Origin of the sequence: Acidovorax sp. A79 (genome assembly GCF_041154505.1) — a bacterium.
Lineage (GTDB): Bacteria > Pseudomonadota > Gammaproteobacteria > Burkholderiales > Burkholderiaceae_C > Acidovorax.
In genome coordinates this window covers 3,898,999-3,923,468 of sequence record NZ_AP028672.1, presented here as the reverse complement: position 1 = coordinate 3,923,468, position 24,470 = coordinate 3,898,999, and the positions used below count along the sequence as shown (strand labels likewise).

General features: G+C 66.1%; 19 protein-coding genes. 10 read left to right on the top strand and 9 right to left on the bottom strand.

What is annotated here, in order from left to right; genetic code table 11:
- Positions 1-140 precede the first annotated feature (140 nt).
- From ACAM51_RS17955 to ACAM51_RS17925, 7 genes are all read left to right on the top strand, one after another.
- Positions 141-1,016: a branched-chain amino acid ABC transporter permease gene (locus ACAM51_RS17955; protein ID WP_369641395.1), complete on the top strand. Its 876-nt coding sequence runs from the start codon at positions 141-143 to the stop codon at positions 1,014-1,016.
- 4 nt (positions 1,017-1,020) lie between these two features.
- Positions 1,021-2,097: a branched-chain amino acid ABC transporter permease gene (locus ACAM51_RS17950; RefSeq protein ID WP_369641394.1), complete on the top strand. Its 1,077-nt coding sequence runs from the start codon at positions 1,021-1,023 to the stop codon at positions 2,095-2,097.
- A 186-nt stretch (positions 2,098-2,283) separates the two neighbouring features.
- A complete protein-coding gene (locus tag ACAM51_RS17945) occupies positions 2,284-3,123 on the top strand; it encodes an ABC transporter ATP-binding protein (RefSeq protein WP_369641393.1) in 840 nt (279 codons plus the stop codon).
- Between the two features lie 61 nt (positions 3,124-3,184).
- Positions 3,185-4,003, top strand: coding sequence for an ABC transporter ATP-binding protein (locus ACAM51_RS17940; protein WP_369641392.1), 819 nt, complete (start codon positions 3,185-3,187; stop codon positions 4,001-4,003).
- A 7-nt stretch (positions 4,004-4,010) separates the two neighbouring features.
- Positions 4,011-5,867, top strand: coding sequence for a long-chain fatty acid--CoA ligase (locus ACAM51_RS17935; protein ID WP_218340478.1), 1,857 nt, complete (start codon positions 4,011-4,013; stop codon positions 5,865-5,867).
- Between the two features lie 96 nt (positions 5,868-5,963).
- On the top strand, positions 5,964-7,130 hold the full coding sequence (locus tag ACAM51_RS17930) for an ABC transporter substrate-binding protein (RefSeq protein WP_218340479.1): 1,167 nt from the start codon (positions 5,964-5,966) through the stop codon (positions 7,128-7,130).
- Between the two features lie 127 nt (positions 7,131-7,257).
- Entirely contained in the window at positions 7,258-8,421 is a 1,164-nt protein-coding gene (locus ACAM51_RS17925) for an acyl-CoA dehydrogenase family protein (protein WP_369641391.1), read from the top strand.
- Between the two features lie 48 nt (positions 8,422-8,469).
- Here the strand turns inward: ACAM51_RS17925 and ACAM51_RS17920 are convergent, their stop codons facing one another.
- Positions 8,470-8,772, bottom strand: coding sequence for a hypothetical protein (locus ACAM51_RS17920; protein WP_225584958.1), 303 nt, complete (start codon positions 8,770-8,772; stop codon positions 8,470-8,472).
- Positions 8,773-8,958: 186 nt separating this feature from the next.
- On the opposite strand from ACAM51_RS17920, the gene ACAM51_RS17915 reads away from it, so the two are divergent.
- From ACAM51_RS17915 to ACAM51_RS17905, 3 genes are all read left to right on the top strand, one after another.
- Positions 8,959-10,164 (top strand): acetyl-CoA C-acetyltransferase, encoded by a 1,206-nt coding sequence (locus tag ACAM51_RS17915; protein WP_369641390.1) that lies wholly within the window; start codon positions 8,959-8,961, stop codon positions 10,162-10,164.
- A 183-nt stretch (positions 10,165-10,347) separates the two neighbouring features.
- Positions 10,348-12,519 (top strand): 3-hydroxyacyl-CoA dehydrogenase NAD-binding domain-containing protein, encoded by a 2,172-nt coding sequence (locus ACAM51_RS17910; protein ID WP_369641389.1) that lies wholly within the window; start codon positions 10,348-10,350, stop codon positions 12,517-12,519.
- Between the two features lie 649 nt (positions 12,520-13,168).
- Positions 13,169-14,164 carry a hypothetical protein gene (locus ACAM51_RS17905; RefSeq protein WP_369641388.1) on the top strand — a complete coding sequence of 332 codons (996 nt, stop codon included), beginning with the start codon at positions 13,169-13,171 and terminating at the stop codon, positions 14,162-14,164.
- Positions 14,165-14,269: 105 nt separating this feature from the next.
- Here the strand turns inward: ACAM51_RS17905 and ACAM51_RS17900 are convergent, their stop codons facing one another.
- From ACAM51_RS17900 to ACAM51_RS17865, 8 genes are all read right to left on the bottom strand, one after another.
- On the bottom strand, positions 14,270-15,157 hold the full coding sequence (locus ACAM51_RS17900) for a 3-keto-5-aminohexanoate cleavage protein (protein WP_369641387.1): 888 nt from the start codon (positions 15,155-15,157) through the stop codon (positions 14,270-14,272).
- A 17-nt stretch (positions 15,158-15,174) separates the two neighbouring features.
- Complete coding sequence (locus ACAM51_RS17895; RefSeq protein WP_369641386.1) at positions 15,175-16,431, bottom strand: acyl-CoA dehydrogenase family protein; 1,257 nt, start codon at positions 16,429-16,431, stop codon at positions 15,175-15,177.
- The gene (locus ACAM51_RS17890; protein WP_369641385.1) at positions 16,428-18,452 is read right to left on the bottom strand and encodes a biotin carboxylase N-terminal domain-containing protein; all 2,025 of its coding nucleotides are present in this window, start codon (positions 18,450-18,452) and stop codon (positions 16,428-16,430) included. Before ACAM51_RS17890 ends, ACAM51_RS17895 begins: the two co-directional genes overlap by 4 nt.
- A 109-nt stretch (positions 18,453-18,561) precedes the next feature.
- Positions 18,562-19,365: an enoyl-CoA hydratase/isomerase family protein gene (locus ACAM51_RS17885; RefSeq protein WP_369641384.1), complete on the bottom strand. Its 804-nt coding sequence runs from the start codon at positions 19,363-19,365 to the stop codon at positions 18,562-18,564.
- Between the two features lie 171 nt (positions 19,366-19,536).
- The gene (locus tag ACAM51_RS17880; protein WP_369641383.1) at positions 19,537-20,706 is read right to left on the bottom strand and encodes an acyl-CoA dehydrogenase family protein; all 1,170 of its coding nucleotides are present in this window, start codon (positions 20,704-20,706) and stop codon (positions 19,537-19,539) included.
- Between the two features lie 38 nt (positions 20,707-20,744).
- On the bottom strand, positions 20,745-21,875 hold the full coding sequence (locus tag ACAM51_RS17875) for a DNA alkylation repair protein (RefSeq protein WP_369641382.1): 1,131 nt from the start codon (positions 21,873-21,875) through the stop codon (positions 20,745-20,747).
- Positions 21,876-21,904: 29 nt separating this feature from the next.
- Entirely contained in the window at positions 21,905-23,518 is a 1,614-nt protein-coding gene (locus ACAM51_RS17870) for an acyl-CoA carboxylase subunit beta (RefSeq protein ID WP_369641381.1), read from the bottom strand.
- Positions 23,515-24,456 carry an SDR family oxidoreductase gene (locus tag ACAM51_RS17865; RefSeq protein WP_369641380.1) on the bottom strand — a complete coding sequence of 314 codons (942 nt, stop codon included), beginning with the start codon at positions 24,454-24,456 and terminating at the stop codon, positions 23,515-23,517. Before ACAM51_RS17865 ends, ACAM51_RS17870 begins: the two co-directional genes overlap by 4 nt.
- Positions 24,457-24,470: the final 14 nt, after the last annotated feature.

The window sequence follows — 24,470 nt, the reverse complement described above, 5'->3', positions numbered from 1 at the left end:
CCCTTATTGCGCCCCGCCGCGCACTGCGTCAATATGCGCCGGGACCGATCAGGGTTAGCCCCGAGTGCGGGATGCGTCCGGCACAGGCACCATTATTTATGCAAAGCAATCGCTTTGTAAAAATATTCTGGAGCGCCAGGGTGCAATTCTTGCAACTGTTGATCAGCGGTATCTCCCAGGGGTGCATCTACGGCCTGATAGCGCTGGGCTTCGTGCTCATCTACAAGGCCACGGAGACCGTGAGCTTCGCCCAGGGCGAGCTGATGATGCTGGGCGCGTTCTGCGGCCTGGCGCTCATGACGGTGCTGGGCTTTCCCTTCTGGATGGCGGTGCTCGCCAGCATCCTGGCCATGGGCCTTTTCGGCGTGGTGCTCGAACGCGCGGTGATCCGCCCCATCCTCGGTCAGCCCGCGTTCTCCATCGTCATGCTCACCATCGGCATCGGCTACGTGCTGCGCGGGCTGGTCACCATGATTCCCAACATCGGCACCGACACGCACACGCTGCCCGTGCCCTACAAGGACCTGTCGTTCCGCCTGGGCGCGCTGGTGCTCAACGCCGAGCAGCTGGTGGTGATCGGCGCCACGGCCGCACTGTGCGTGCTGCTGTTCGCGATGTTCCGCTACAGCAAGCTGGGCATCGCGATGCAGGCCTCGTCGCAGAACCAGCTGGCCGCGTACTACATGGGCATCCCCGTGCAGCGTCTGAACGGCCTGGCCTGGGGCCTGGCCGCCGCCGTGGCCGCCGTGGCGGGGCTGCTGCTGGCGCCCATCACCTTCGTGCACGCCAACATGGGGCTGATCGGGCTGAAGGCGTTTCCCGCCGCCGTAGTGGGCGGCTTTGGCAGCCTGCCGGGCGCCATCGTGGGAGGGTTGGTCATCGGGATCGTCGAATCGCTCTCGGGTTTCTATCTGCCCGACGGCTTCAAGGACACGGCGGCGTACATCGTGGTGCTGATCATGTTGATGGTCAAACCGAATGGACTGTTCGGCGAAAAGCTGCGCAAGAAGGTGTGACCCCATGAGATTCATCTTCAAGACCAGCTACGAACAAGACCTGCGCCTCGCCAAACATGGCGGGCATGTCTTCTGGTACAGCCTGCTGGCCGTAGGGCTGGTCGCAGCACCCTGGGTGGCGCCTGAGTACTGGCTCGCGCAGCTCACTTTCGTGCTGATTTACGCCATCGTGGGCCTGGGGCTCATGCTGCTGGCCGGGTTCACGGGGTTGTTCTCGCTCGGACATGCGGCCTTCCTCGGCGTGGGGGCGTACACCCAGGCGGTGCTCACGGGCATGGGCTGGCCGTTCGCGCTGTCGCTGGCCTGCGCGGCGGGGCTGTCGGCCGCCGTGGGCGTGGTGGTGGGGCTGCCCGCGCTGCGCGTGAAGGGCATCTACCTGGGCATGGCCACGCTGTCGTTCGGCTTCATCGTCGAGGAGGTGTTCGCGCGGTGGGAGTCGGCCACCGGGGGCAACTCCGGCAAGCACCTGGTGCCGCCCGAGATCTGGGGCTTCAAGTTCGAATCCACCGAGTCCTTCTACTTCCTGTGCCTCGTGATCGCCGTGGTCAGCACCCTGGCCATCCTGAACCTGCTGCGCTCGCCCACGGGCCGGGCCTTCGTGGCGATCCGTGATTCGGAGATCTCGGCGCAGAGCATGGGCATCCACCTCGCGCGCTACAAGACGCTGTCGTTCTCGATCTCGGCGGCCCTGGCCGGCATCGGTGGCGCGCTGTATGCGCACAAGCTGCAGTTCATCTCGCCGGACCAGTTCAACATCCTGCAGTCCATCGACCTGCTGCTGATGATCGTGATCGGCGGCCTGGGCTCGGTGCACGGCGCGTTCCTGGGCGCGATCTTCCTGATCTCGATGCCCCAGCTGATCTCGCTGAGCAAGGACTGGCTGCCTGCCGCCGTGGGCCAGGCGCCGGGCCTGCAGGCGGTGGTCTATGGCGCGGTCCTGATCGCCTTCGTGCTGTTCGAGCCCATGGGGCTGTACGGCCGCTGGCTCAAGGTGCGCACCTGGCTGCAGATGTTCCCGTTCTACCGCAAGGGCCTGTTCAAGCGGCAGAAGTCCTTCCAGAAGTCGGACAGGCTGAGATGAAGCACCCCCTGAGTCGCTTCGCGCCTTCCCCCTCTCTCGACCCGCTGCGCGATTCGGGAGGGGAACGCCCCCAGCGCGGTGGGGCGGCCTTTGCGCGGGGGCACTGGCCTCGGTCACGCCAGTCGCAAAGGCAGCGAGCGGCATTCAGCGCAATGGACCAGTGAAATGACCCCAATTGCTGTACCCATGACTGACGACATCTTGCTCAGCGCCCAGAACCTCAGCGTGCGCTTTGGCGGCGTGCTGGCGGTCAACAACGTGAGCTTCGACGTGCGCCGGGGCGAGGTGTTCACCCTCATCGGCCCGAACGGCGCGGGCAAGACCACGGTGTTCAACCTCATCAGCCGCATCTACACGCCCACCACCGGCACCATCGCCTACGCGGGCCCGGGCGGCGCGATGCTGCCGCTCACCGACCAGCCGCCGCACAAGGTGGCGGGCCTGGGGATAGCGCGCACCTTCCAGAACATCGAGCTCTTCGAGCACGCGAGCGTGCTGCACAACCTGCTGATCGGCCGCCACACGCGGCGCGAGACCGGCCTGTGGGCCGACATGCTGTTCACCCGCAAGGTGCGCAACGCCGAGGTGCGAGCCCGCGAAAAGGCCGAGCAGGTCATCGACTTTCTCGACCTGCAGCACTACCGCGACACGTTGGTGGCCGGCCTGCCCTACGGCGTGCGCAAGGTGGTGGAGCTGGCCCGCGCGCTGTGCACCGAGCCGCAGCTGCTGCTGCTCGACGAACCCTCGTCTGGCCTGAACGTGGAGGAGACCGACGACATGGCCTTCTGGATCCAGGACATCCAGCACGAGCTGGGCATCACCGTGCTGATGGTGGAGCACGACATGTCGCTGGTCTCCAAGGTGTCCGACCGCGTGCTGGCGATGAACCAGGGCGAGGTCGTGGCCATGGGCACGCCGCGCGAGGTGCAGTCGCACCCCGGCGTGATCGAGGCCTACCTGGGCACCATCGACGATGTGAGCAACCTGCGCCGCCCGGCGGGTTCCCACCTGGGGGTCCGGGCATGAGCGCCGCGCCGGGCCGCCCCCAGCAAGCTCGCACCGCAGCGCGCAGCACGGAGGTTTCCGAATGAGCGCCGTACTTGCCGCCGTCAACACACCAGCCGCCGCGGCGGCCGACCAACCTCTGCTGCGCCTGCAGAATGTGGAAAGCGCCTACGGCCCCATCAAGGCCATCCGGGGCGTGAGCCTGCAGGTGCGGCGCGGCGAGATCGCCGCCGTGCTGGGCAGCAACGGCGCGGGCAAGACCACCATCCTGAAGACCATCAGCGGCATCATCGACCCGCGCAAGGGCTCCATCGAGTTCCAGGGCGCCGACATCACCGCCAACGACCCGGCGGCCATCGTGCGCCGGGGCCTCATGCATGTGCCCGAGGGGCGCGAGGTGTTCGCGCTGCTGTCGGTGCGCGACAACCTGCTCATGGGCGCCTACACCCGCGGCGACGCCGACGCCGTGGCGCGCGACATCGAAACCGTGTACGGCTACTTCCCCATCCTGAAGGAACGCGCCGCGCAGGACGCGGGCCTGCTCTCGGGCGGGCAGCAGCAGATGCTGGCCATCTCGCGCGCGCTCATGGCCAACCCCGAACTCATCCTGCTCGACGAGCCCAGCCTGGGCCTGTCCCCGAAGCTCACCAAGGAGATCTTCGATATCGTGGTGCGCATCAACCGCGAGCGCGGCACCACCATCCTGCTGGTCGAGCAGAACGCCAACATGGCGCTCAACGCATCGGACTACGGCTACGTGCTGGAGAACGGCCGCATCGTGATGGAGGACAGCTGCGAGCGCCTGCGCGAGAAGGACGACATCAAGGAGTTCTACCTGGGCATGAAGGATGTCGGCGTGCGGGGTGAGCGGCGGTGGAAGAAGAAAAAGACTTGGCGGTGAGGACTACATGAGCAATCTCTGGGACCTCGATCACATCCAGCCCGCCGGCACCGACGTGCTGGCCGGCAGCACCATCTCGGCCATGTTCTGGAACGCCGTGGCCGAGCGCGGCCCGCGCGTGTGGATGCGCCAGAAGGAAATGGGGATCTGGAAGAGCTGGACCTGGGACCAGACCGCCGAGGCCGTGCGCGAGATCGCGGGCGGACTCATGTCGCTGGGGTTTGCGCGCGGCGACTGCGCCTCCATCCTGTCGAGCACCAACATCGAATGGGTGCTGGCCGACCTGGCCGTGCTCAGCTGCGGCGGCGTGTCCAACGGCATCTACCCCACCGACGCGGCCGCCCAGGTGCACTACCTGAGCGAAGACTCCAGCACCAGCGTGCTGTTCGTCGAAGACGATGAGCAGCTCGACAAGGCACTGGAGGTGCGCGCCAACCTGCCGCTGCTGCGCAAGATCGTCGTGTTCGACATGGAGGGCCTGCGGGGCCTTCAGGACCCGGGCGTCATCAGCCTGGATGCGCTGCGCGACATGGGCCGCGCCTGGAACCAGCAGAACCCCGACGCGCTCATGCGCCGGGTACAGGCCTGCCAGCCCGAGGACGTGGCCATCCTCGTCTACACCTCGGGCACCACCGGCAAGCCCAAGGGTGCGATGCACACGCACGCCGCGCTCACCTACACGGTGCGCGGCTACAACACGCTGATATCGCGCACCGAAGACGACGAGGCCATGTGCTTCCTGCCGCTGTGCCACATCGCCGAGCGCATGGGCGGCGAGTACTTCTCGCTGTACACCGGCTCGCGCCTGAACTTCGTCGAGAACCCCGACACCGTGCCCGAGAACGTGCGCGAGATCGCGCCCACGGTGTTCACCGCCGTGCCGCGCGTGTGGGAGAAGTTCTATTCGGGCGTGATGATCGCGCTCAAGGAATCCACGCGCCTGCAGCAGGCGGCCTATGCCTGGTCGATTGGCGTGGGCACCCGCATTGCAGACCGCGTGCTGGCGGGCCAGCCGGTAGGGGGACTGCTGAAGGCGAAGTTCATGCTGGCGCGCTTTCTGGCGCTGAACAACGTGCGCAAGCTCATCGGCATCCACCGCGCGCGCTTCCTCGTCACGGGCGCAGCGCCCATCTCGCCCGAACTGGTGAAGTGGTACCTGGCCCTGGGCGTGCCCATGCTGGAGGTGTGGGGCATGACGGAGACCTGCGGCGCCGCCACCGGCGTGCCCGCCAGCCGCATCAAGCCCGGCTCCATCGGCCCGGCGGCCAGCTACAACGAGGTGCGCATCGACCCCGCCACGGGCGAGATCCTGGTGCGCGGCCCCAATGTGTTCAAGGGCTACCTCAACCTGCCAGAAAAGACGGCCGAGACCATCGACGCCGACGGCTGGCTGCACACGGGCGACGTGGGCACCATCGACGCCGACGGCTACCTGCGCATCACCGACCGCATGAAGGACATCATCATCACGGCCGGGGGCAAGAACATCACGCCCAGCGAGCTGGAGAACGAGCTCAAGTTCAGCCCCTACGTGACGGACGCCGTCGTCATCGGCGACAAGCTCCCCTACCTCACGGTGATCATCATGATCGACCAGGAGAACGTGGAGAAATATGCGCAGGACAACGACGTGCCCTTCAGCAACTACGCCAGCCTGACCCGCGCCCGCGAGGTGCAGGACCTGATCCAGGCCGAGATCGACCGCGTGAACACCCGGTTCGCCCGCGTGGAGCAGATCAAGAAGTTCTTCCTGCTCGACACGCAGCTCACCGCCGAGGACGAGGAGCTCACGCCCACCATGAAGCTCAAGCGCAAGCTGGTGCAGCAGAAGTACGCGCCCCAGATTGACGCCATGTACCGCTAGGCAGCCTGCGCCAGGTGGCGCGCGGCATAGGGAAAGTGCTGGTGCCCCACCCTGGGCATCGTTCTATAACGACTGATCCATTCAAGGAGACGTGCCATGAAACTTCATCACATTGCCGCGCTGGCCATCGTGGCCATGGCCGCAGGTGCTGCGCAGGCGCAGCCCAGCCAGGGCGTGAGCAAGGACACCATCACCCTGGGCTCCATCCAGGACCTGTCCGGCCCGCTGGCGGGCTTTGGCAAGCAGGTGCGGCTGGGCATGATGCTGCGCGTGGACGAGGCCAACGAGCAAGGCGGCGTCAACGGCCGCAAGCTCGACCTGAAGGTGGAAGACTCGGGCTACGACCCCAAGAAAGCCGTGCTGGCCGCGCAGAAGCTCGTGAACCAGGACAAGATCTTCATGATGGTGGCGCACATCGGCACGGCACAGAACCTGGCCGCCATGCCGGTGCAGTTCAGCAAGAACGTGATCAACTTCTTCCCGGTCACCGCCGCGCGCGAGATGTACGAGCCCTTCCACAAGCTCAAGTATTCGTTCGCCGCCACCTACTACGACCAGATCCGCCTGGCCGCGCCCAAGCTCATCAAGGAAAAAGGCGCCAAGAAGGTCTGCACCATCTACCAGGACGATGAATTCGGCCTGGAGGTGATGCGTGGCGGCGAGGCGGCGCTCAAGTCCCTGGGCATGGAGTTCACCGAGAAGACGTCGTACAAACGCGGCGCCACCGACTTCTCGTCGCAGGTCGCCAAGATGAAGTCGTCGGACTGCGACTTCGTGATACTGGGCACCATCATCCGAGAGACCATCGGCACCATCGGCGAGTCGCGCAAAACGGGCTTCAACCCCACGTTCCTGGGCTCCAGCGCCGCGTACACCGACCTCATCCACAAGCTGGGCGGCAAGCCCATGGACGGCCTGTACGCCACCATGACGGTGCAGCACCCCTACCTGGACGAGGCCAGCCAGCCCATCCGCTTCTGGGCCAACAAGTACAAGACCAAGTTCAACGAAGACCCCACGGTGTTCTCGGTCTACGGCTACGGGGCGGTGGATGCCTTCATCAAGGCAGCCCAGAAGGCGGGCACCAGCCTTACCACCGACAGCTTCATCAAGGCCATGGACACCATGGTGATCCCGCCCGACATGTTCGGCAGCGCCGAGGCCACCTACGGCCCGCAAAAGCGCCTGGGCAGCGATCTTTCTCGCCTGTCGCAGATCACCGATGGCAAGTGGAAGGTGGTCTCCGACTACGTCAAGCCATGAGCGCCTGACCCGCCTCCTTCAAGCCGCCTTCGGGCGGCTTTTGCGTTTCAGGGGGTGCGCTCGGCCCCAGTCGGTGGCAGAATTTAACCAAGCAGTAACTTTGCATAAATAGACCGAATCCACCGCCATGATCGAACGCACCCTCTTCCAGCCCGACCACCAGGCCTTTGCCGACAGCTTTCGCCGCTTCATCGACAAGGAGGTAATGCCCCACCACGCCGACTGGGAAGACCAGGGCTACGTGGCGCGCGAGGTGTGGAGCCAGGCGGGCGCCAACGGCTTTCTGTGCATGAGCCTGCCCGAGGAATACGGCGGCGCCGGGGCCGACAAGCTCTACTCCGTGGCGCAGATGGAAGAGCTGGCGCGCGCCGGCACCACGGGCATCGGCTTCGGGCTGCACAGCGAGATCGTGGCGCCCTACATCCTGCACTACGGCACCGAGGAGCAAAAGCGCCGCTACCTGCCACAGATGGCCAGCGGCGCCATGGTAGGCGCCATCGCCATGAGCGAGCCCGCCGCGGGCAGCGACCTGCAGGGCATCAAGACCACCGCCATGAAAAGCGCCGATGGATCGCACTATGTGCTCAACGGCAGCAAGACCTTCATCACCAACGGCTGGCATGCCGATCTGGTGATCGTGGTCGCCAAGACCGACCCGGCGGCCGGGGCCAAGGGCACCAGCCTCTTCCTGGTGGAGCGCGGCATGCCTGGGTTCGAAAAAGGCCAGCGCCTCAAGAAGATGGGCATGAAGGCGCAGGACACCTCCGAGCTGTTCTTCACCGACGTGAAGGTGCCCGCCGCCAACCTGCTGGGCGGCCCCGCCATGGAAGGGCGCGGCTTCATCTGCCTGATGGAGCAGCTGCCGTGGGAGCGCCTGCAGATCGCCATCACCGCCGTGGCGTCCGCGCAGGCCGCCATCGACTGGACGGTGGACTATGTCAAGCAGCGCAAGGTCTTCGGCCAGAGCGTGGCCTCGTTCCAGAACACCCGCCACACCCTGGCCGAGCTGCAGACCCAGGTGCAGGTGGCCCGCGTGTTCGTGGACAAGTGCTGCGAGCTGATCACGCGCGACCAGCTCGACACCGATACCGCCAGCATGGCCAAGTACTGGACCACCGACCTGCAGTGCAAGGTGATGGACGAATGCGTGCAGCTCTTCGGCGGCTACGGCTACATGTGGGAATACCCCATCACCCGCGCCTACGCGGATGCGCGCGTGCAGCGCATCTACGGCGGCACGAACGAGATCATGAAAGAAGTGATTGCACGCGCCATGGGCCTGGGCAAATAGCACCATGACCAGCGCCACGGACTGCGCCGCGACGGGCGCCCAACACCGTCACAGGTACCAGGCGGCGCGGGCTTCCTCGGGGCTGAGCGGCGCGCCGGGGCGGCGATCGGTGACATTCAACCAGGAGCGGACACCCTGGCTGCCGCTCAGGGCACGCATCAGCAGCAAACCCGCGCCGATGCCCCGAATCGCCGCCGAGCTGCGGCTGGGTGCCATGAAGGCCGCCACCGCCAGCGCGCTGGATGCGGCCAGTACCACATGGTGTTCCAGCGCAAACCCATCGCGCGTGTCGTCGTATTCCACAGCGCCACGGACCATGCGCTGCAATGCAGAGGATGTATTTCGTTTCATAGCCAAAAATGAGAGAGCAACCGCAGAAAGATAGTGCAAAAACCACCGCACGCGCGTCAGAAAGCGCGCTGTTGTGGTGTGCGCCGCCGAGGCACCGCTCGCTGCCGACCCGCATGGGGCGCGCCTCCCAAGCGCCTGCCCAATCACCCAGCGAGCTTCCAGTTTAAAGACCACCGGAGACCATTCATGACCGAAGCCTATGTATTCGACGCGCTGCGCACCCCGCGCGGCAAGGGCAAGAAGGACGGCACCCTGCACGAGGTCAAGCCCATCGACCTGCTCACCGGCTTACTGATCGAGCTGCAGGCGCGCCACCGCTTTGATACGGCAGCGGTGGACGACGTGGTCATGGGCATCGTCTCGCCCGTGGGCGAACAGGGTTCGGTGCTGCCCAAAGTGGCCGCGCTCAAGGCCGGGTGGGACTTTCGATGCGCGGGTGTGCAGGTCAACCGTTTCTGCGCATCGGGCCTCGAAGCGGTGAACCTGGCCGCGCAAAAGGTGCGCAGCGGCTGGGAAGACCTGGTGGTGGCCGGCGGCGTGGAGAGCATGAGCCGCGTGCCCATCGGCTCCGACGGAGGCGCCTGGGCGCAAGACCCCGCCACCAATTCGGAAACCCTGTTCGTGCCCCAGGGCATCGGCGCCGACCTGATCGCCACACTGGATGGCTACACCCGCGCCGACGTGGATGCCTTCGCCCTCGAATCGCAGCGCCGCGCCACCGCCGCGCGCGCAGCGGGCTACTTCAAGAATTCGGTCGTGCCCGTGCGCGACTTCATCGGCCAGACCATCCTGGCGGAGGACGAATTCATCAAGCCCAAGACCACGCTGGAGGGCCTGGGCGCGCTCAAGGCCTCGTTCGAGCAACTGGGCGGCATGGGTTTCGACGCCGTGGCGTTGCAGCGCTACCCGCAGGTGGAGCGCATCCACCACGTGCACCACGCGGGCAACTCGTCGGGCATCGTGGATGGCGCCGCCGCCGTGCTCATCGGCAACGAGGCCGCCGCCAAGGCCCACGGCCTCACGCCGCGCGCACGCATCGTGGCCACGGCGCTCAGCGGCGCCGACCCCACCATCATGCTCACCGGCCCCGTGCCCGCCGCCAAGAAGGCGCTGGTCCGCGCGGGCATGACCATCGACCAGATCGACCTGTTCGAAGTGAACGAGGCCTTCGCCGCCGTGCCCATGCGCTTCATGCGCGAGCTGGGCGTGCCGCACGACAAGGTCAACGTGAACGGCGGCGCCATCGCCATGGGCCACCCGCTGGGCGCCACGGGCGCCATGATCCTCGGCACCCTGATTGACGAGTTGCACCGCCGGGGCCAGCGCTATGGCCTGGCCACGCTGTGCGTGGGCGGCGGCATGGGCATCGCCACCATCGTTGAACGCGTATGAGGAACAACCCCCTGAGCGGCTGCGCCGCTTCCCCCTTCTCTCATCGCTGCGCGATGGGAAGGGGGACGACGCCACTGGCCTGGCAAAGCCAGTTCCACGGCGTCCGCTGGCCTCGGCCACGCTTCATCCAAGGCCGCGCCCCATAGCTGCGCCATGGCGCATTACCGATTCGGAGACATCAGCATGCAAACCATCCGCTACGAACTCATCCCCGCCCAGGGCACCGAAGGCCAGGTCGCCGTCATCACGTTTGACGAAACCAATGCCCCCGTCAACACCATGTGCCGCCAGTGGCAGCAAGAGCTGGGCGAGGTCACGGCCCAGGTGCTGGGCGACCGCGAACGCCTGGGCGCTGCGCTCAAAGGCATCGTGCTGGCATCCGCCAAGACCAGTTTCTTTGCCGGTGCCGACCTCAAGGCCACCATGCGCCTCACGCCCGCCGATGCGCCCAGCGCGTTTGGCGAGATCGAGCGCATGAAGAAGCACTTTCGCACGCTAGAAACCCTGGGCATCCCCGTGGTGGCCTGCCTCAACGGCGCGGCGCTGGGTGGCGGCTGGGAAGTAGCGCTGGTGGCCCACTACCGCATCGCCGTGGCCGACCCCAAGATCCAGTTCGGCCTGCCCGAGGTCACGCTGGGCCTGATGCCCGGCGCCACCGGCGTGACCAAGATGACGCGCCTGCTGGGCCTGATGGGCGCGCAGCCTTACATCCTGGAAGGCAAGCTCTTCAACCCCGCCGAGGCGCTGGAGCTGCAACTGGTACATGAACTGGTGGCTACCCGCGATCAGCTGCTGCCCGCCGCCCTGGCCCACATTGCCACCCACCCGCACGCCGTGCAGCCGTGGGACGACAAGAACTACAAAATGCCCGGCGGCACGCCCGCCAACCCCAAGATCGCAGGCGCCCTCACCGTCGCGCCCGCCATGCTCAAGAAAACCACACGCGGCCGCTACCCCGCGCCCGAGGCTGCCTTGGCCGCCATGGTCGAAGGCGCCATGGTGGACTACGACACCGCCCTGCGCATCGAAAGCCGCTACCTCGCCCGCCTGATGACCGGCCCCGTGGCGCGCAACATGATCAACACGTTCTTCTTCGACATGAACGCGATCAAGAGCGGCAAGTCGCGCCCCGGCACCACGCCACGCTACAAGCCCCAAAAGGTCGGAATCCTGGGCGCCGGCATGATGGGCGCGGGCATCGCCTGGGCTCAGGCCAGCCGGGGGATCGCCACCGTGCTCAAGGACGTGAGCGCCGAGAAGGCCGAGGCCGGCAAGGCCTACAGCGCCAAGCTCACGCAAGCCCGCGTGGACAAAGGCCGCATGACGGCCGAGGCGCAGCAAACGCTGCTCTCGCGCATCACGCCCACCGCCAGCGCGGCCGACCTGGCGGGCTGCGACCTCATCATCGAAGCCGTGTTCGAAAGCCGCGACCTCAAGGCCAAGGTCACACAAGAGGCCGAACCGCAATTGGCGCCCGGCGGCTTCTTTGCCAGCAACACCTCCACCCTGCCCATCAGCGGCCTGGCCACGGCCAGCAGCCGGCCCGAGAAGTTTGTCGGCATCCACTTCTTCAGCCCCGTGGACAAGATGAAGCTGGTGGAGATCATCCGCGGCAAACAGACGGACGACGAGACCGTGGCACGCGCGTTCGACTACGTGCAGGCCCTGGGCAAGGTGCCCATCGTGGTCAACGACTCACGCGGCTTCTACACCAGCCGCACCTTCGGCACCTTTGTGATGGAAGGCGCCGCCATGCTGGGCGAAGGCATCCCCGCAGCCGCGATTGAAAACGCAGCCATGCAGGCCGGCCTGCCCGTGGGGCCCCTGGCCGTGCTGGACGAAACCGCGCTGACCCTGAGCGTGCACGTGCTGGACCAGACCCGGGCGGACTACGCGGCCGAAGGCAAGACCTACACCGCCACGCCCGGCGAGCTGCTGGTGGAACGCATGGTCAAAGAGTTGAAGCGCCCCGGCCGTGCGGGTGGCGGCGGCTTTTACGACTACCCCGCAGGCGGCAAGAAGCACCTGTGGCCGGAGCTGAAACCTCTGTTCGAGAAGCCCGGCGTGGCATGGAGCGTGCAGGAGATCCAGGACCGTCTGCTCTACCGACAGGCCATCGAAACCGCGCGCTGCCTGGCAGAAGGCGTGCTGACCAGCGTGCATGACGCGAACATTGGGTCGATTTTTGGGATTGGGTTTCCGGCGTGGACGGGGGGGGCGATGCAGTTCATTTATGGAACGGGTGTTGAGGCGTTCTTGAAGCGTGCGGATGAACTGGCGGCGAAGTATGGAACGGGATTTGAGTTGGCTACTAAAGTGCAAAGCACGATCAAAATGCATCAGCAGATACACTGATTTGGCGGATCAAGCCAGCCGAACAATTGCGACTAGCAAGGATGGGAACATAGCAAGCCTTGTGGCGAGCCTACAAACTTAGTGAACTCGTCGCCAACTGCAGCCTCCCCAAACGAAGACATGGAATCAGCAATTGACCGAGCGACAGATTACTGAGTCTGAGATATGCACCCGATTGACGTTTCTTATGCGTCAGTTGGAGCAGTTCAACGTATCCTCTGTCGTCGATTCAGCCATTGGATCTCTCCACGAAGGGGCACCCAGAACTTTCGAAAATTTGCAGTCCATGCCATGGATTGCGTTGTTGTTGGTTCAGCTGGCTATGCGAAATCCCACTTGTCGCCTCTACGGCGGCAGGGACATTTCCCCACAGCAATTTCATGATTTCCGACAGCGACTTTGGGACTTAATAGGGCTCATGGGACTCAAGGGGCCCAACTTGGCTGCGTCTCTACGGTCGTACGTACCCGTTCAACTGGAGTTTCAGGTTACTAGGCGTTTTGCGCACCTTAGATGGCCCATGTTGGTAGCGAGACTTGCTGAAAGTCATCCGGGGCGCCAGCTATTCGAGAAAGTAGTTGGATTGCCTCCGCTCCAACTCCTTGATGCTCTGTGGCTTGTCCACATTCCCATCATGAATAGAACGCCGATGATTACCAAACTTTGGGTAGATGGTCTTCCAAGAAGTTACCGCAATGCAGTTTTGCGAATACTAGACCTCATCAGCAGCGACTTGTTGGAACTGCGGGGGGCTTTGGCAAGGGGCGGTTCAGAATTCACACCCGCCATCTGGGAGTTGACTCAATTTCCATTTGTTCTCCGAAAGCCGCTTCTCAAGCTACCTAGCGGGAACTGGGTAGCGTGGCACCCAACCATGCTTGAGAGAGGGCTTGAAGAGTTAGTACACCACGTGTTGACACCTCAGGGAGACGAATACTTAGAAACGTATACCCGCCTATTTGAAGACTACGTCGTCGAATTGGCCAAAGAGAGTTGGCCAGATCTCATCAACGAAGCGGTCTGGAAAAAAAAGATGGGGCATCAGGCGTCGTCGGTCGAAGCAATCATCCCGGCAGGAAATACCACTATCTTTGTTGAAGCGAAAATGGCGTTCTTCCATGATGCCGTTCTACTCGACGACGACCCGCAAAGACTCGCATCACGGTTGGAAAGGGTTACGGATGCCCTATACCAAGCTAGGAAAGTCAGCCAGAGGCTCAGGACGGAGGCTTACAAGTACCCAAAGCGAGCAGCCGCAACTGAAGAGTTCTTGCTTATCGTAACCAGTCGGGAGTTGTATGTTGGAGGGGGACTTCGGCTAAAAGATTTACTGCCTCCGGGCCACTTGGATTTCGGTGATCCAGCGGTTGAAGAGCGGATGCCGCTTGAGAATGTCTTCATAGTTTCCATTGATGATTTTGAGTCGCTACAGGCATCAGCGGCACAGGGCAAACTCGATCTCCCCTCCTTTCTCCGTGAGGCAGCTGGAAAAAATCGAAACCCGTTTACTGCCTCCCTCTTTCTAGAGCAGCATCTGCGTTCAGCGGTTGGAAACACACTTCCCACAACAACAGCAATGCGGGATGCAACGGAAGCTTCACTTGCGAGAATAGAAAAAGACTTTCCTCGCCACGGCAAAGCCTGACTAGCCTACCCAAGCTCAGCATGCACAGCTTGTGGGCGTCGTAAGACCGAGCACTTCGAGCCAGCCTAACCTGCGGCATCGACTGCATTTGGGCAGCTCACCCGCCTACGCTGCCTTCAACCCCAACATCCCCCGCGCCTCCAGCGGCGAAGCCACCTCCCGCCCCGCATTGCGCGCGTATTCCGCCAGCTTCTCGATCAACGGCCCGTTCGAATCCGCCTTCGTCCCGTCCGGCAGATAGAACGTGTCCTCCAGCCCTGTACGCAAATGCCCGCCCAGCTCGGCCACGCGCTGGTGCACGGGCCAGATCTCGCTGCGGCCGATGACGGTGGCTTGCCAGGGGGCGTCCTTGATTTTCAGCTTGAGCAGGATGGGCAGCAGGTCCGGGTCGGCAGGCATGCCGGATTCGACGCCCATCACAAAGTTGTATTCGGGCAGGCGCTCGGTGTACATGCCGGTCTGCACGTACATCTCCACGCAGCGCACGATGCCCACGTCAAAGCATTCAAACTCGGGCAGCGTGCCGGTCTCCAGCATCACGTCGATGAAGTCCTTGACCTTGGCGGGCTGGTTGTCGAACAGCATGGGCGGCCAGGCCCAGGTGCCGTTGCTGCGCACCTTCAGGTAGTTGAGCGAGCCCGCGTTGCAAGCGGCCATCTCGGGGCGGGTGGCGCGCAGGCAGTCGAGCGGACCCTGGTAGTGGGGGCCGACCACGCCGGTGGTCTGGTTGATGATCAAACCCGGGCAGGCCTCGCGCATGGCCAACACGCAGTCGCGTGCCACCTGCGGGTCCCAGCTGGGCAGGTGGCCCTTGCCAGGCTCCTGATTGCGAAAGTGCACGTGGACCACGGCGGCGCCAGCGTCGTAGGCGCGGCGGGCTTCTTTTGCCAATTGCTCGGGCGTGACGGGCACGTGGTGCTGGCCGGGGTCCGTCAGCACGCCCGTGATGGCGCAGGTGATGATGGCTTTGTTGCTGTGGTCGGTGCTGTGCATGGGCCTATCTCCTTCATTCAAATGCCGAGCTGGCGTGCAGCCAAGTCCTTCATGATTTCTTCCGCACCGCCGCCGATCATCATGACCTTGACCTCGCGGTAGATGCGCTCGCTGACGGTGCCGCGCATGAAGCCCATGCCGCCCAGGATCTGCACGGCCTGGTCGGCACAGAACTGCATGGTTTGGGTGGCGTGGTTCTTGAGCAGGCACACCTGCGCTACCCAAGCACTGTCTGCCCCCACGCTCCCCTGCTGCGCATGGGTCGCTGCCCCCCAAGGGGGCTGATGCGGCTTGGGGCGGCCCGGCGCCGCATCGCCCGCGCGCCCCGCATCAGCCTGCGCAGCCACGGATTCGCACCACGCCGCGGTGGACTGGATGCGCATCTGCATGTCCACCAGCTTGTGGCGGATGACCTGGTGCTCCACCAGCGCGGCGCCAAAGGTCTTGCGCTGGCGGGCCCAGGCCAGGGCTTCGTCGTAGCAGGCCTCGGCAAAGCCCAGGGCCGATGCAGCCAGGCCAAAACGCTCGCCGTTGAAGTTGGCCATGATGATGCGAAAGCCCGCGCCCTCTTCGCCCAGCAGGTAGCGCGCGGGCACGCGCACGTTGTCAAAGCGCAGGTGGGCGGTGTCGGAGCAGAGCCAGCCCATCTTGTCGAGCTTGCTGCGCGACAGGCCTGCACTGTGGCCGGGCACAAGCAGCATCGATATGCCGCCACTGCCCTTGCTTCCAGCTTCTCCCGTTCTGACAGCGACCGTGATCCAGTCCGCGCGCATGCCGGAGGTGATGAACACTTTTTCGCCGTTGACGATGTAGTCATCACCCTCGCGCCGCGCTGTGGTCTTGAGTTGGGCCACGTCGGACCCGCCACCGGGTTCGGTGATCGCCAGTGCGGCAATCTGCTCGCCCGCCAGCACCGGTGGAATGACCTCGGCACGCACAGCATCGCTGCCATGCGCCAGCACGGGCGGCAAACCGATGTTGTGCGACAGCAGGCTGGCCAGCACACCGCCGCTGGCACCGTGGCGACTGAGCGCGCGCCACAGCGGCAGGCGCAAGGCGTAGCTGGCGGGCGTGCCGCCGTACTGCTCGGGGTAGCCCAGGCCCAGCAGGCCCAGGTCGGCTGCGCGACGGTACAGGCTGCGAGGGAATTCACCTGCGGCATCCCACGCGTCCACATGCGGGGCGATCTCGGTACGGGCAAAGCGGGTAACGGTGTCGGTGAGGGCGGTGCGGTCTTCGTCGCTCACAGGGGTCGCGTCGGACGTGGCGGTCATGCGGGCGCTCCTTGCGTGGCGGGTGCCAAGCGGGCCAGCACCTGACCGGGCGACACCTGCTGGCCGGGGGCCACCAATAGCTCGGCCACGGTGGCGGCTGCAGGGCTGGCCAGGCTGTGCTCCAACTTCATGGATTCGATGACCACCACCGTGTCGCCCGCTGCCAGCGCCTGGCCTGCGGCCACGGGCAGTGCGACCACCTTGCCGTTGAAGGGCGCGCGCAGCTCGGTGGCGCCACCGGCGGCGCCCGCGCGGGCTGCCGGCTCCCACGATGCGTCTTCCACCCAGCCGTCCACGCCGCCGATCTGCCAATGCCAGCGCAGCGGCTCCACGGCGACGTAGTGCACACCGCGCTGAGGCAACTGCAGCGTGATGGTGGTGGGCTCTGCCCCGGCCTGCTCTACCTGCAGCCGCCCGCCGCCGAGCTCGCGCACGGCGACGGCGTGCACCTCGCCCTGGTGGCGCAGGCGCAGGGGCCGCGCCATGGAGCACGGCAGGTTCGATGCGGATTTTGAAGCAAAAATGGCCTCCAGCGCAGGAGGGACAAGCGCCGACAACTCCTCTTTCAATAGCAATCTTTGCAAGCCAGCAGCATGTCCTGCCAGGAACGGCACCAGCGCCTCTCCACTGGCAAACACAGGGTGCTGCAGGCACGCCGCCAGAAACGCGCGGTTGGTGGGCAGGCCCAGCACGCGGGTGCCCTGCAACGCGTGGACCAGGGCGGCAATGGCCTCAGCCCGCGTGGGCGCGTGCACGACGAGCTTGCCCAGCATGGCGTCGTAGTGGGGCGAGACATCGGCGCCCTCTTCCAGCGCGTGGTCAAAACGCAGCGCGCCGGGGGTGGCCCGTTCAAACGCGGTGGCTTGTGGCGCACTGAACTGCAGCACGCGGCCGGTGTGGGGGCGGAAGTGCGCGTCTTCGGCACACAGGCGCACTTCGATGGCGTGGCCTTGCAGATGCACATGGTCTTGCGCGAGCGGCAGCGGCTCGCCACGTGCCACGCGGATTTGCCATTCCACCAGGTCCAGCCCGGTGAGCGCTTCGGTCACCGGGTGCTCCACCTGCAGGCGGGTGTTCATCTCCATCAAGTAGAAACTGGCCCCCACGCTCCCCGCGTCGCGTGGTTCGCTGCCCCCCGAGGGGGCCTTCGCGACTTGGGGCGGCCCGGCGTCGCTCAAGCCACTGCCATCCAGCAAAAACTCCACCGTGCCCGCCCCCACATAGCCAGCAGCCTGCGCCAGCGCCACGGCGCAGGCGCCCATGCGTTCGCGCAGCGCGGCGTCCACGGCCGGGCTGGGGGACTCTTCGATGATCTTCTGGTGGCGGCGCTGCACGGAGCAGTCGCGCTCGCCCAGGTGGATGCACGCGCCGTGGGCGTCGGCAAAGACTTGCACTTCCACATGGCGCGGCTGCAGCAGCGCGCGCTCGATCAGCAGGTCACCACAGCCAAAGCCCGCCAGCGCCTCCGACCGGGCACTGGCCAGCGCGTCGGGCAACTGCGCCAGATCGGTGACCAGGCGCATGCCACGCCCTCCCCCGCCTGCCACGGCCTTGACCATGAGGGGCGTGCCGATGCGCGCAGCCTCGGCGGAAAAGCGTTCGTCGCTCTGGTCGTCGCCCGCATAGCCGGGCAGGCAGGGCACGCCATGCGTCTGGGCCAGCGCCTTGGCCCCGGCCTTGCTGCCCAGCGCGCGGATGGCGGCGGGCGGCGGGCCGATCCAGGTCAGGCCCGCATCGACCACGGCCTGGGCGAAGTCGGCGTTCTCGCTGAGGAAGCCATAGCCGGGGTGCACGGCATCGGCCCCGGCGGCGCGGGCGGCGGCCAGCAGTTTGTCGGTGCGCAGGTAGGTGTCGGCGCTGGTCTCGCCACCCAGCGTCACGGCTTGGGTGGCTTCGCGCACATGCAGGGCGTTGGCATCGGGGTCGGAGTAGACGGCAACCGTTTCGATGCCCATACGGTGGGCGGTGTGAATCACCCGGCGGGCGATTTCGCCGCGATTGGCGATCAGTATCTTTTTCATAAGCTGTGCCCTCGCGGCTCCATCGCCCGCCTGCACGCTTCGCGTGCGCGGGCAATTTGCTTCGCCATGCCTGCGGCATGAACGCCGCGATTGGCGATCAGTATTTTTTTCATGGCTTCGCACTCCAGGGCGGTGCCTTGCGCGCAGCAAACGCCGCCAGCCCGTGTGGAGCCTCGGGGCCACGCAGCGCTTGCGAAAATGCAATTGCTGCTTCGTCCAGCAGCGCGGGCAACGGCGTTTCGACTTGGGCCAGCAACAAACGTTTTGTGGCGGCCACGGCCTTCGGCGCTGCGGCGGCGTGGCGCGCGATGGCGGCTTGCACAGCAGCCTCCATGTCGCCAGCTACCACCTCATCCACCAGCCCCGCACGTTGAGCCGTCGCGGCATCCCAGCGCTCGCCTGTCAACAAACACCGCCGCGCTGCCGCTTGTCCAATGCGCCGCACGACAAACGGCGCGATCTGCGCCGGCACGATGCCCAGCGTGACCTCGGGCGTGGCGAACTGCGCGCTGGTGTGGGCCAGCACCTGATCGGCACAGCACACGAGCCCAAAGCCACCGCCCATGGCCGCGCCCTCCACCGCCACGATGAACCACTGCGGCAGAGCACAGAGGGCCTGCAGCAACGCACCAAAGCGGCGGTTCAGCGGTACCAGCGGGTCAGCTTCGCCCGCAGCCAGCGGCTGGCCAATCGTCTTGGCAAAGCCGCCCAGGCTGCCACCCGCGCAGAAATGCCCACCGGCACCGCGCAGCACCACGCCGCGCAGGTCGGCATCGGCCGCAACCCGCTCACACGCGGCTATCAAACCGTCAACCACCGCCTCGGACAGCGCATTGCGGCTGGCCGGGTCGTTGAGCGTCCAGGTTTCCACACAGCCGCTGGCCAGCGGCGCGCGGGTTATCTGTAAAGGCATGTCAGGTCTCCACCGTGCTGCGCGCTACGCACGACATACGAAACTGGCGCGGCCCAGTGCCAGGGCAGCCGAGCAAGGGCCGCCCCGCAGCGAGGGCTGCGTCCCCCTGCCCGCATTGCGCAGCAATGCGAGAGCGGGGGGAAGCGACGAAGTCGCTCAGGGGGGTGTTGCTCATCTCTTGGCGATGCCCATAAGCTTGGCGAGGATGCCCAACATCACCTCGTCGGCGCCCCCACCAATCGACGCCAGCCGCCCGTCGCGGTACATGCGCGAGACCTTGTTCTCCAGCGTAAAGCCCATGCCCCCCCAGAACTGCAGGCAGGTGTCGGGCACCTCGCGGTTGAGGCGGCCGGCCTTGAGCTTGGCCATGCTGGCCAGCTCCAGCACGTCCTGCCCGTTCACATACAGGTCGCAGGCGCGGTAGGTGAGTGCGCGCAGGGCCTCGACCTCGGTCTTGAGTTCGGCCAGCTTGAACTGCACCCACTGCTGGTCAGCCAGCGTGCTGCCAAACAGCTTGCGCTCCTGCGCATAGTCGATGGTCCACTGGATGCAGTGGTTCAGCGATTCGAGCGTGCTGGCGGCACACCACAGGCGCTCCTCCTGGAACTGCTGCATCTGGTAGATGAAGCCCTGCCCTTCTGCGCCGATGCGATAGCGCTGCGGCACGCGCACCTCGTCAAAGTAGATCAGGCCGGTGTCGCTGCTGTGCATGCCGATCTTGCGGATCTTCTGCGCCACCTCGACGCCCTTGGTGAGCTTGCCGCCGGGGCCATCGCGCAGGGGCACCATCACCAGGCTCTTGTTCTTGTGCACCGGGCCTTCGCCGGTGTTGACCAGCATGCACATCCAGTCGGCCTGCAGGCTGTTGGTGATCCACATCTTCTGGCCGGTGATCACATAGTCGTCGCCGTCCTTGCGGGCCACGCTCTTGATACCCGACACATCGCTGCCCGCCGCCGGCTCGCTCACGCCGATGCAGCCCACCATGTCGCCCGCGATGGCCGGGGCGAGAAACTGGCGCTTGAGTTCCTCGCTGCCGTAGCGCGCGAGCGCTGGGGTGCACATGTCGGTCTGCACGCCAATGGCCATGGGCACGCCGCCGCAATGGATGTGGCCCAGCGTCTCGGCCATGGCCAGGCTGTATGAATAGTCCAGGCCCTGCCCGCCGTATTCCTCGGGCTTGCACAGGCCCAGCAGGCCCAGGTTGCCCATCTTCTTGAAGACCTCGTGCGCGGGGAAGATCTCGGCCGCCTCCCACTCGTCCACGTGGGGGTTGATCTCTTCGTCGATGAAGCGCTTGAGGGTCTTCTGGATCTCGCGGTGCTCGTGCGTGAACTGCATGGTGTTTGTCTCCGGTGTTTTGTTTGTGTGGATCTCGATCACGACAACTGGAACTGCCCCAGCGGCTGCGGCCGCCCATTGAGCACCAGCTCCACCTGGTGGGCGCCGGGGTAGTGGGTGCGCGTGGTCATCTGCTGCAGCGACAGCGTCTTGCCCACCGCCACGGTGGCTCCTGGGGCTATGTCCAACGTCTGCAGCTTGAACACCTTGGGCGCCGCACCGCCGTGGGCCTTGACGTAGTGCACTTTGAGGTCGGCCAGCACGCGCTGGGACTGGGGTGTGGGGTTGTGCAGCTCGGCCTCGATGCGCACCTTGTCGCCGATGCGTGCGCTGGCAGGCAGCACGCGCGCGGCCCGCACGTCCAGCGCCACGGCATGGCCCACGCCCAGGGCATCGAGCGCACCAGCGTCGCCGCGCTTGATGAGAAAACGCAGGCCGTGGCGCACCAGGGCTTCACGCGGTGCGGATGCGCCCTGCAGCCAGGTGCGGGCGGTGCCCACGGCCAGGTCAGGGTGGTCCTTGGCGATGTCGCCCAGGTGGTTGGCCACGGAGCGACGCACGTACGACGACGGGTCGTCCTTGAGCGCATCGAGCAACGGCAGGGCCAGTTGCGGGTTGGCCTGGAACGCGGGCAGGCGCGGTGCCCAGGGCAGGCGGGGCCGCGTGCCTTCGCTGACTAGGCGGCGCAGGTGGGCGTTGCCATCCTGCGCCCAGTCCCGCAGCCGCGCGAGCGTGGCGCCCTGGTGGTGCAGCAGGTAGGGGCGGATGCAGAACTCTGCGGTAAAGCGCTGGGTGAGCGCGTGCTGCGCGGCCATGGCCGCCTCGAAATGCGGCAGGCCGTGTGTGCCGATGTAGATGCTGTGCGGCAGGTACAGGAAGGCGCTGTAGGGCCGGTCGCCCGCGTCGGGTTCGCCAGCGGCATCGAGGCCCATGGGTGGGTCCATGGAATCGACCAGCACACCCAGCGCGCGCGGCACGTCTTGCGGCAGGTGTGCCTGCAGGGCCTGCGCAATGCGCTGGCCGCGTGCCATCAGCTCCAGCGATTCGTAGCCGGGCTCGATCTGCCGCAGGAAGGCCTTGGAGTCGAAGGACCGCCACGCACGCCGCACCATGGCCGCAATGCGCGGCGGCACGGAGTCGTTGAGCAGGTGTTTGAGAGGCTCGGCCATCGTGGTGATTGCGTGCTTTGGCGTGGCTCTTACATCCGCGCCACGCCAAAGCTCAGGGGCCGCAGCGTGCGGGCCTGTGCCTCGGCGCAGGTGTCCAGGCAAAACGCCAGCACGGCCCGCGTGTCGCGCGGGTCGATCACGCCGTCGTCCAGCAGCAGGCCGCTGGTGTAGAACGCATCGGCCTGGGCCTCGAACATGGCGACGATCTTGTCGAACTGGGCCTGCGACTCGGCCGGGTCGGGCGTAATGCCTTTGCGCGCCAGCGCCGCCTCCGTCACGATCTGCATGGTGCGCGCAGCCTGCTCGCCGCCCATCACTGCCGTCTTGGCACCGGGCCAGCTGAAAAGGAAGCGCGGCGCATAGCCCCGCCCGCACATGCCGTAGTTGCCCGCACCAAAGCTGGCGCCGCACTGGATGGTGATCTGCGGCACGGTGGCGTTGGTCACGGCCTGGATCATCTTGCTGCCGTGCTTGATCATGCCGCCCTGCTCGCTGTCCTTGCCCACCATGTAGCCGGTAGTGTTCTGCAGGTAAATGATGGGGTGGCCCAGCTGGCACATCCACTGGATGAAGTGCGTGGCCTTGTTGGCGCCCGCCACGTCGATGGGGCCGTTGTTGCTGATGAAGCCCACGGCATGGCCGCCGATGCGGCCCTGGGCGCACAGGGTGGCCATGCCGTAGCGCGCCTTGAATTCGAGCAGCTCAGACCCATCCACTAGCCGTGCGATGACCTCGCGCATGTCCACGGGCTGGCGCAGGTCGGCGGGCATCAGCGCCAGCAGGTCGTCGGCCGGCAGTGTGGGCGCAGGTGCTGCGGCGCGCGGCAGCGCGGCCCAGCCGGTCTGCGCGATCACGTCGCGCGCCATGCCGATGGCCTCACGGTCGTCCTGCGCCAAGTATTCGCCCAGGCCCGAGACGGCGGTGTGCATCTCGGCACCGCCCAGTTCTTCTTCCGTCGCAATCTCGCCCGTGGCTGCCTTCAGCAGCGGTGGCCCGGCCAGAAAGGCGCGCGAGCGGCCCTGCACCATGATCACCACATCCGACAAGCCGGGCATGTAGGCGCCACCTGCGGTGCCCGAGCCGTGCTGCACGGTGATCACCGGAATGCCCGCCGCCGACAGCCGCGCGAGGTTGCGGAACAGTGTGCCGCCGTGCACGAAGCCCTCCACCCGGTAGCGCATGAGGTTGGCGCCCGCGCTCTCGACCAGGTGCACGAAGGGCAGGCGCTCGCGCAGGGCGATCTCCTGCACGCGCAGAATCTTTTCCAGGCCCATGGGCTGGATGGCCCCCGCCTCGATGCCGGAGTCGCTGGCCACCACCATGCAGCGCACGCCGCTGACCAACCCGATGCCGGCGATCATCCCGCCGCCAGGCACGGACTTTGCCGGGTCCTTCACATCCTGCAGGTAGCCCGCCAGGGTGCACAGCGGCAGCCACGGCGCGCCCGCATCCAGCAGCAGGGCCACGCGCTGGCGCGGCAGCAGCTGGCCGCGTTTGTCGAACTGGGGCTGCGACCGGGCCGAGGCGGCGGCGGCACGTTCTTCCAATGCGCGCAGGGCATCGAGGCGCGCGGCCAGGGCAGCGCGGCGCTGTTGCGCATCGGGTGCGCCGGAGTGAAAGCGCGAAGCAAAGGCGGTGGTCATTCAGAGTCCTTGGACGCACTGGAAGCCTGCTCGGCAGACGCCGCAAACACCCGCGGCACCTGTGCGCGGTGAAAGCCCCCATAGGGCTTCACGGCGGCGCGCTGCTGCGTGGCGGCATCGGGCACGCGCAGCGGCCAGCCCAGGCGCACCTGCGGCCGTGCGCCGTCCACACGCAGCGTGCTGCCGCTGATGAAGCTGGCTGCCGGGCTGAGCAGGAAGACGATGGCCGCCGACACCTCGGCCTCGTTGCCGAAGCGGCCCAGCGGCACGGTCTGCGGCATGGCGCGCAGCGTGTGCGCGGCGGCGGGCGGGTAGTTGTCCATGCCGCTCGATGCGATGTAGCCCGGCGCGACGGCATTCACGCGCACGCCGCTGCAGGCCCATTCGAGCGCGGCGGTTTCGGTGAAGCTGACCATGCCCGCGCGCGCCGCGCCGCTGTGCCCCATGCCCGGCATGGAGCCCCACATGTCGGCCACGATGTTGACGATGGAGCCGCCGTTGGGCGCCATCCACTGCCGGTAGCACTCGCGCGCCACCAGGAAACCGCCGGTGAGGTTGGTGTGCAGCACCGCCTCCCAGCCCTTGGCGCTGATGGATTCGAGCGGCGACATGAACTGCCCGCCCGCGTTGTTCACCAGTCCATCGATGCGCCCGTGCGCGGCCAGCACCTGCTGCACCAGCACCACCACCGCGTCTTCGGAGCGGATGTCGCAGGCGTGCCAGGACGCTGCCCCGCCATCCGCGGCGATCTCATCGGCTACGGCCTGCAGCTTCTCTGGCTTGCGGCCCACCAGCACCACCTGCGCGCCCAGGCGGGCCAGCTCGTGCGCTGTGCAGCGGCCGATGCCCGAGCCGCCGCCCGTGACGACGACCACCTGGCCGGCGAACAGGCCCGGGGCAAACACAGACTGATAAACATTCGGAACCGTGGGGGCCATGGTGGTCCAGCCTT